This is a genomic window from Asanoa sp. NPDC050611 (assembly GCF_040654855.1).
GTDB lineage: Bacteria > Actinomycetota > Actinomycetes > Mycobacteriales > Micromonosporaceae > Asanoa.
The window spans coordinates 1-7,811 of the sequence record NZ_JBFAIU010000352.1 but is presented as its reverse complement, the minus strand read 5'-3'; the positions used below and the strand labels follow the sequence as shown (position 1 = coordinate 7,811).

Below are 7,811 nucleotides of genomic sequence, written 5' to 3'. Positions count from 1 at the left end.
CAGGCGGCGAGGAACATGGGGTCGCCGCCACAGACCAGCAGCGCGTCGGCGTCGCTGCGTATATGGATGCAGAGCAAAGCCTCCAGCCGGCCTCCGACGATGCCGACGGCGGGTCGGGCGTCGTGGGCCGCGGGGTCAGGCAGCGGACCCGTGCCCAGGGAGGCGCACGGCGACGACCCGATCCCCCGACTGCCGACCCACCGCGGATGACGTGAGGTGTCGGCGCAGGGCGGCGTGCCGGAAACCGGTAGGTCCCCCGGACTGCTGGAGGACACCGCGCAGGTGTGCGTCGTGAAGGAAACTCATCGGCCGCCACGGCGAGTCCCCGGTCAGGGCGGACCAGGCGCGGTAGAAGCAGAACGGCAGCCATTCCCCGGCGGCGGCGACCATCACCGCGCCGCAGAGGCCCGCGGTGACGCCGGCGGCTGGGCCCAGCACCGCGGCGGTTCCGGTCGACGACAACGCCATGGTCAGCGTGTAGCGCCGATCGTCGCGGAGTGTCGCGGCCGGGCTCAGCGCGTGCGCGACGCTCGCGCCGACGATGACGAAGGCCATGCCGGCGAAGCAGGCGCCGACCGCCAGGCCGACGAACGGGCCGGCGCGGAGGCCGAACGGGACGCCGAACCCCACTCCGAACAAGGCGGCCACGCCGAGCGCCAGCCAGAACAGTCAGTTCCGGGTACGCACGGCGGCCAGCGTCAGCCGGCGTGGCATCGCGGTCTCGGGCGTCCGCCGCGACCAGATGAGGCACGCGGAAAGGATGATGGTGGCATCCGCCCGCGAAAGTCCCATACCGCGGGCGATTCACCCGTAGGCGATCGTCAGAACGGGGCGCGGCGCCGCTGGCCGATCAGGGTGCGCGCCGCCAGCAGGAGGAGGCAGGCGGCCCAGACCAGGGCCAGGGTGACCGGGTCGGGAAGCACCGGCAGCGCCACCGGCCAGTCGTCGTCGAGGAAGACCGGGGTGGCGCGGCCCGCGACCGCCCACGCCGCGACGGCCAGCAGCGGACCGACGAGCACGCCGACCAGCGTCGGCCACACGCTCATGCGGCGGCCGGCCGCGCGGAGCGTCGCGGCGGCGACGCCCTGGGTGCGCAGGACCCGCCCGCGGGCCGCCCGGCCGGTGCGCTCGACGGACCCGACCAGGCCGAGCCCGAGCAGCACGAGCAGCGCCGCGAAGGCCGCGGTGACCAGCTCGTAGCGGGCGGCCAGTGCGGCGCCCGACCGGTCGGCGTAGTCCGCGAGGTCGCTCGCCGCCGTCGCGCGCAGCACGATGAGGTTCACCTTCGCGAGGCGCGCAACGGCGTCGGCCGGCGCGTCCGGGCCGAGCCAGACCTGCGGGAACGCGCCGGCACCCATCGGTGCGGCGCGGTCGAGGTAGCCGAGGTCGGCCAGGAGTCCGGAGGCGCCGAGGCCGGTCACCGTGGGCAACGCGCCCACGGCGGTCGCCGGCACCGGCTCGGTGTGGCCGGGCGACGCCACCGCCCAGCCGGTGTCGGTCTCCCGCGCCGTCGCGGACTCCGTCCGCAGCACCGGCACCACCTCGGGCACGTCGGCCACGGTCAGCCGTTGGGGAGCGTCGCTGGCCGCCATCTCGACGGTGATCGCGCCGGCCGCGGTGGTCAGCTTCGGTGCGGTCGCCGTGACGTTGTCCTGGGTGGAGCCGCGCCAGCGGCTCTGGTCGCCGAGCACGGCACCGTCGGCCACCACCTGGTCCGGCGCCGCCTGTCGGATCTCGTGCACGGTGAGCTGGAGGGTCGACGGGACCGGCTCGATCTCGACGGCGACCAGCCGGCAGCCGGCGTCGCAGTTGGGCAGGCTGTTGGTGTAACGGTGCCGGCCGAGCTGGACGTCACCGAGCGCGACGGTGCGCTCGGTCTCGCCGGGCGGCTGCACGACGGCCCGCAGCTCGGGCTCCGAACCCTCGCGGAACCGGCCACGCACCGGGTCGAAGCTCGGCATCGCCACTGTCGCGTCGATCTCGATCCGGTCCCCGGTGATCGTGATCGACGGTGCCACCGGCGGCCGGAGCCGGGCGAGGAGGTCGGCGGGCACGGTGCCGTCCGGTGCGACGGCCGCGAACCGGTCGGTGTCGACGGCCACCGTCGGCGGGCCCGAGCCGGTCATCGGGATCGCGACCGCGGCCATCGCCCAGGTGCCCTCCGGGTCGGCCTCGCGGACGGCCGCTCGCAGGGCTCCGCCGCTGACCAGGTTGACGTCGAGCACGCGGGCGGCGCCGAGCTCGCTGGCGGCGCGGCCGGCCCGGGCGGTGTCGCCCGCGTCGACGGCGAGCACGGTGAAGCAGAGCAACGCGACGCCGAGCACGGCCAGCGTCACGGCGCGCCGGGGAGCCGACCGGCGCGACAGCTCGATGCCCGCGAGCGCACCGGCCAGCCGGCCGGCGGCCAGCGCCCGTAGGCCGGCGCGACGGGCGGCGGGTGCCAGCAGACGCCCGACGAGCAGCGCGCCCGCCAGGATCACCAGCGCGGGCGCCAGGATGGCGAGGCCGCCGCGGGCGGGACCGGTCGCGCCGCGCGCCTCCACGACCGCGAACGCGGCCAGCGCGAGGACCATCGCGTCGACGGTCGCCGAACGCCACGCGCCGCTCTGCCGGGACACCTTGCGCAGCAGGTCGATGGCCCGGCCGGTGACGACGCTCCGGTAGGCGAGCGCGACCGCGAGCCCGGCGCCGGCCACCGCCACCAGAGCGAACCGGAGCAGGTTGCCACCCAGGCCGAGGTCGCCGTGGCCGCCGGGGACGGCGAACACGCCGACGTACTGGCCCGCCAGGAAGCCGAGCGGCGCGCCGGCGAGCACGGCGACCGCGTCCGGGCCCGCGGCCAACCACCAGCGGTAGGGCACCGGCAGGCCCCGCACGGCGACCTGGCCCAGCTCGGTGCGCCGGGCCTCCGCCCCGGACGCCGCGGCCAGGAAGATCACGAACCAGCACAGCGGCACGACCGTCATGGCCAGCCACGGCACCAGCGAGCGCACCGCCGCCCGGCTCTGCCCGATCCGCTCGATCAGGCCGTCGGTGCCCTGCACCAGGTTGGCGTCGAGCTCGTCGGCCTTGGCCTGCATCCGGGCGAGCTCGGCCGGATAGCGGTCGACCCAGTCGACCGTGAGCTGGGCCGGGTCGGCGACGAGGTCGTAGCTTTGCGCCTCCGGCACCTCCAGGTCGAAGAGCCCCGCCGTGGCCCGGGAGCCGTAGATGGGCTCGACGCCCACGCCGTCGATCGTGGACGCGGCGCGCACCTTGGGATCGGTGAACAGGCCCGGCGGGAAGGGTGAGACCGGACCCCAGTAGGGCGCGGTCGGGTCCGTCGGCCGGTAGACGCCGACGATCGAGAGCGACGCGGCGCCGCCGATCCGGACCAGCTGGGCGGCGCCGTCGACGGTCTGGAACTCGGACTGCCGGACGGAGACCGCGTCGCCGACACCGGCACCCAGCTGGGCCGCGCTCTGGAAGCCGATCATCACCTCGCCCCGGCCCGTGGGGCACCGCCCGGCGTCGAGCGTCACGTGTGCGCAGACGTCGTCGCGGTAGGACAGCTGCCACGAGAGGTCGATGTCGCGTGGCGCGGCGGCGAACGCGGCGCCGAAGATCAGGTCGAAACCGGGCGTGGCGAACTGCGTGCCGCCGAGCCGCTCGAAGGTGTTGCCGGTCTCCGTAGGGTCGTCGCCGACCGGCCGGATGCCGAGCACCGTCTCACTCGGCGCGGCCGCGGCCACCTCGGTCGCCACGACCGCGCGTTCCGCGGCGGCGACGTAGGCCGGGCCCGCGACCGCGGCGGCCACGGGCAGCGCGCCGAGCAGCAGCAGGACGCCCGTGCGCCCGCGGGCGGCGCGGAGCAGGTCGACGATCACGCCGATCATGCCGACTCCCCACCGTCGCGCTGCGGCCGGCCCGACGCGAGCGCGACCACCAGGGCGAACACGAGCGCGGCGGCGCCCGCCGCGAGCAGCAACGGCCCGGGCCGCACGGCGGACGGCGCCGGCAGCACGTCCCAGCCGTCCGGGAAGGCGGACAGCGGCGCCGCCAGGACGGTGCGGGCCGGCACCGCGGTGAGCACGCCGGCCACGAGCGCGACCACGGCCACGATCAGGTAGCCACCGAACATCGCCCGCCGTGCGGTCCGCGCGGTGAGCCCCTGCTGGCGCAGCGCCGCCAGCTCGGTGGTGCGCGGACGCCGCTCGACCGCCACGATCACGCCCAGGGCGCCGGCCGAGAGCAGCACCATCAGCGCGGCGGCGAGCAGCTGGAACCGGATCGTCGACGGCGGTGCCTGCCGCGAGTAGCGCTCGGCCAGCGCGGCGATCGTGCCGCTGCCGAACACCGCCACACCGTGGTCGCCGAGCCGGTCGGCGAGGTCGGCCGGCGCGCCGTCGGTCGCCCAGACCTGCAGCGACTCGCCGCCGCCGAGGTCGCCGCTCATCAGGTCGGCGGTCTCGAGGTCGACCAGCACCGCGTCGCGCCCGACCCGGGGCACCGCGCGGGCCGCACCCGTGACGGCGATCGGCACCGCGATGCCGGGGAACGCCACGACGTGCGGGTCGCCGGCCGCGAACTCGGCGCCGCGGACACCGGCGGCGATGGCCGGCAGTCGTTCAGGGGTGTCGTCGACGAAGACGTAGGGGTCGCTGTCGATTGGGCGGCCCGGCGTCACGACCAGGCCGTCCGCGGTGACGGACACGGCCGCCGGTGCCGAGCCGGCGCCGACCGCGGTGCGCCAGCGGGACCGGTCGGCGAACGTCGCCTGATCGATGCCGCCGTCCGCGCCGCGCAGCGCCGAGAACAGCACCGCGTCGGGCGCCGGGTACTCCGGCGCCACGGTCGGCGCCGCGGCGGGCGGCGGCGCTCCGTCGGGTGACTGGGTCGGTGGCGGCGCGGGCGGCTGGCTCGGTGGCGGCGTGGGCGGCTGTGTCGGCGGTGGGACCGCGCCCCGGCCGACGACCTCGAACGAGACCAGCCGGCAACCGTCGGCGCAGCCCGCCGCCTTGGCGCGGCGGTCGGCGCGCGGGCCCGTGACCCGTCCGAAGTCCGCGGTGACCGTCGCGCCGTCGGCGGCCACGAGGGTCGCCTTGACGGTGGCGCTGCCGCGCGGGGCCGCCGCGGTCAGCGTCAGCTCCGCACCGCGCACGGTCAGCAGCGGGGGCGCCGCCGGCCGCAGCCGGGCGGCCACCGCCGCGGCGTCGACGCCGCCGGAGTCGCCCCGCCAGCGGGCCACCGTCGCCAGCCGCGTCGCGTCGACGGCCAGGACGCCCAGGTTCTGCGACGCGACGACCGCCATCGCGAACCGGCCGTCGGGGTCGACCGCGCGGGTCGCCGCCAGCAGTGCGCTCCGGCTCGGCGCGGTCACCAGCAGCACCCGGTCGGCGCCGATCTCGTTGGCGGCCCGCTCGGCGCCGGACCGGGTCGTGGTGTCCGATGTGGCCACCGCGACGCAGAACAGGGTCACCGCCGCGGTCAGCAACGCGGTCAGCCGTGGCACCGCGGGGCGGCGGGCCAGCTCGGTCGCGGTGAACGCGACGCCGAGCCGACCGGCCCGCAGCGCCCGCCCGGCGACCCGGGCGGCCACCGGGACCACGACCCGGGCCAGCACGACGCCCAGGGCCAGCGCCAGCAGCGCGGGCGCGAGCAGTGCCAGCCAGGTGCTCTGAGCGCCGGGCTGTGCCGGGTCGCGGCTGGCGTAGGACCAGGCCTCGTAGGCGCCCGCCAGCGCGAGGATGACCAGCACCCCGTCCACCGCGCCGTAGCGCCAGCCGGTGTGCCGCGGCGGCACCGCGCGCATCAGCAGCGCGACCGGTGCCGCCAGCGCCCGGCGCTCGGCGACGGCGGCGGCCAGGATCGCCCCGAGCACCGTCACGGCCGCGGCCGCCACGGAGAGCAGGTCGGTGACCGTGGCCGAGGTCTGCCCGATGCCGGTGCCCGCCCGCAGCGGGAGCATCGCGGCCAGCCCGACGAGGCCGCCGGCCAGCATCGGCAGCGCGCTCTGCCCGAGGGTCAGCGTCAGCATCCGGCCGCGGCCGGCGCCACGCAGCTTGAGCAGGCCCACGTCGCGGTGGCGTTCCAGTGCGCCGTGCCGGACCGCCAGGAACAGCGCGATCCAGCAGAACGCGAGCAGCTCGACCAGGCTGACCGGCACCGCGTACACGATGTCCAGCTGGCTGTTGTAGATGGTGACCGCCAGCACCCGCAGCGGCGTCTGCGGCTCCCAGCCCGCGGCGCCCAGCGGGGCCACCGCGCTGACGATGTGGTCGCGCACGGTCAGCGGCGCGGTCCCGGAGAACAGGTCGCTGCCCGCCAACGCGTCGACGGTCAGCGTGGTGGTCTGCGGCTGGGCGGCGACGATGGTCTCGGCGGTGGCGAGCAGCGGCGCCGTGCCCTCCGCGCCGACACCGGGCAGCCGCGCGGCGGCCCAGAAGTCGGAGTAGGGATCGGCGATCCGGTAGACGGCCGTGACCGTGAGCGGCCGCTCCTCGAAGCCCGGGGCGTAGGCGAGCCGGTCGCCGGCACCGACGTCGTACGCCCGGGCCGTGGTCTCGCTGACCGCGACCTCGCCGGGCCGGCTCGGGCAGCTGCCGTCGAGGATCAGCTCGGCGCAGAACCCGGTGCGGGTGGCGAGCAGCAGGGAGTCGCTGTCGCGGCCGCGGATCACCGCGCCGTTGACGATCCAGGTGCCGCGCACGGTCAGCGCGGGCAGCGCGAGCGCGCCGCTGACCGTCTGCTCGGCCTGGCTGATCGCGTCGGGGGTCAGGTCGCGCTGGTCGATGCCGCGCCGCATGAACACGCCGCGCTCGCTGGCCGGTGCGGCGTCGGCCGCGGCGCTGGCGAGGTCGCGCGTGGTCGCGGCGATGTACTGCGGTGCCGCGGCCGCCGCGGCGGCGGAGAGCACCGTGAGCAGGAACAGCGTGATCGCGGGCGCGCGCCGGCTGGCCAGAGCGCGCACGATCAGACCGAACATCCCCGCTCCCGTCGACCGAGCCCGGCGTCGGCGCCGGACACGCCTGGTGGACGCGACCACCGTGCGGAGAGGTTGTCACGATCTTCCGCTCGTGTCTGCCCCGTGACCCGATGCGACGGCACTTGCGCCCGCACCGCAGGATGGCTACATGGAACTCCTCCGAAAATGGGCCACCCGAGCAGGCGCGATCATCACCACCGCCACGCTCGCCGTGTTCGTGCCGGCCGTCGCCTGGGCCAGCACCTCCGGCGCGTCCGACGTCGTCTACGAGGCGGCCCGCCGCCGCCGCGGCGGCATGGGCTTCCTCGGCATCGGCAGCCTGCTCTGCTGCCTGGTCGTGGTCGCGCTGATCGTGCTCGGCGTCGTGCTGATCAGCCGCAACCGGGGGCGCAAGCGCGGCTGACGCGGCTAGCTGGCCAGGGCGGTGGCGGCCGCGCGGGAGAACTCGGCGGCGGCGTCCTCGGGGCTGTATTTCTCGCTCGCCACCGTGGCCGCCGCCGCGGCCAGCAGCTCGCGCAGCTTGGTGTGGGCGACCGGCGGCGGTGCCGGCGACGGCCCGACCCGCCCGCTCATCGCGCTCTCGAACTCGTGGGCGGTCCGGGCCGGCCCCGCCGCCAGGTCGGCGGCGTTGGCCTCGCGCACCTCGAGGTTGGGTGCGAACCCCCGGTCGTCGCCGAGCTGGCGCCCGGCCTGCGGGTCGTTGGCCAGGAAGTCGATCACGTCGGCGAGCACGGCCGGCTCCCGGGTGCCGCTTCTCGGCGGCCTCCAACGTCACGGGGATCATCACCGACGCCGCCACGATCTCCGCGCTGCTCCACGAGCACGGCGCGCTGGCCTGCTGGGACTA

At 76.6% G+C, this 7,811-nt stretch carries 5 protein-coding genes; 1 reads left to right on the top strand and 4 read right to left on the bottom strand.

Going from position 1 to position 7,811, the window contains the following annotated elements:
- Positions 1-135: 135 nt before the first annotated feature.
- From AB0H87_RS34610 to AB0H87_RS34600, 3 genes are all read right to left on the bottom strand, one after another.
- The gene (locus tag AB0H87_RS34610; protein ID WP_360155538.1) at positions 136-648 is read right to left on the bottom strand and encodes a hypothetical protein; all 513 of its coding nucleotides are present in this window, start codon (positions 646-648) and stop codon (positions 136-138) included.
- A 173-nt stretch (positions 649-821) separates the two neighbouring features.
- On the bottom strand, positions 822-3,875 hold the full coding sequence (locus AB0H87_RS34605; RefSeq protein WP_360155535.1) for a hypothetical protein: 3,054 nt from the start codon (positions 3,873-3,875) through the stop codon (positions 822-824).
- On the bottom strand, positions 3,872-6,964 hold the full coding sequence (locus tag AB0H87_RS34600; RefSeq protein ID WP_360155532.1) for an FtsX-like permease family protein: 3,093 nt from the start codon (positions 6,962-6,964) through the stop codon (positions 3,872-3,874). The genes AB0H87_RS34605 and AB0H87_RS34600 overlap by 4 nt, the downstream gene beginning before the upstream one ends.
- A gap of 148 nt (positions 6,965-7,112) precedes the next feature.
- On the opposite strand from AB0H87_RS34600, the gene AB0H87_RS34595 reads away from it, so the two are divergent.
- The gene (locus tag AB0H87_RS34595; protein WP_360155529.1) at positions 7,113-7,367 is read left to right on the top strand and encodes a hypothetical protein; all 255 of its coding nucleotides are present in this window, start codon (positions 7,113-7,115) and stop codon (positions 7,365-7,367) included.
- Positions 7,368-7,372: 5 nt separating this feature from the next.
- Here AB0H87_RS34595 and AB0H87_RS34590 read toward each other — a convergent pair whose 3' ends face one another.
- The gene (locus AB0H87_RS34590; protein ID WP_360155526.1) at positions 7,373-7,696 is read right to left on the bottom strand and encodes a hypothetical protein; all 324 of its coding nucleotides are present in this window, start codon (positions 7,694-7,696) and stop codon (positions 7,373-7,375) included.
- Between the last annotated feature and the right edge of the window lie 115 nt (positions 7,697-7,811).

What these genes read in the sequence shown, in the direction of transcription:
- AB0H87_RS34600 (WP_360155532.1), bottom strand. Translation starts at nt 6,964, where the DNA reads ATGTTCGGTCTGATCGTGCGCGCTCTGGCCAGCCGGCGCGCGCCCGCG.
- AB0H87_RS34595 (WP_360155529.1), top strand. Translation starts at nt 7,113, where the DNA reads ATGGAACTCCTCCGAAAATGGGCCACCCGAGCAGGCGCGATCATCACC.
- AB0H87_RS34605 (WP_360155535.1), bottom strand. Translation starts at nt 3,875, where the DNA reads ATGATCGGCGTGATCGTCGACCTGCTCCGCGCCGCCCGCGGGCGCACG.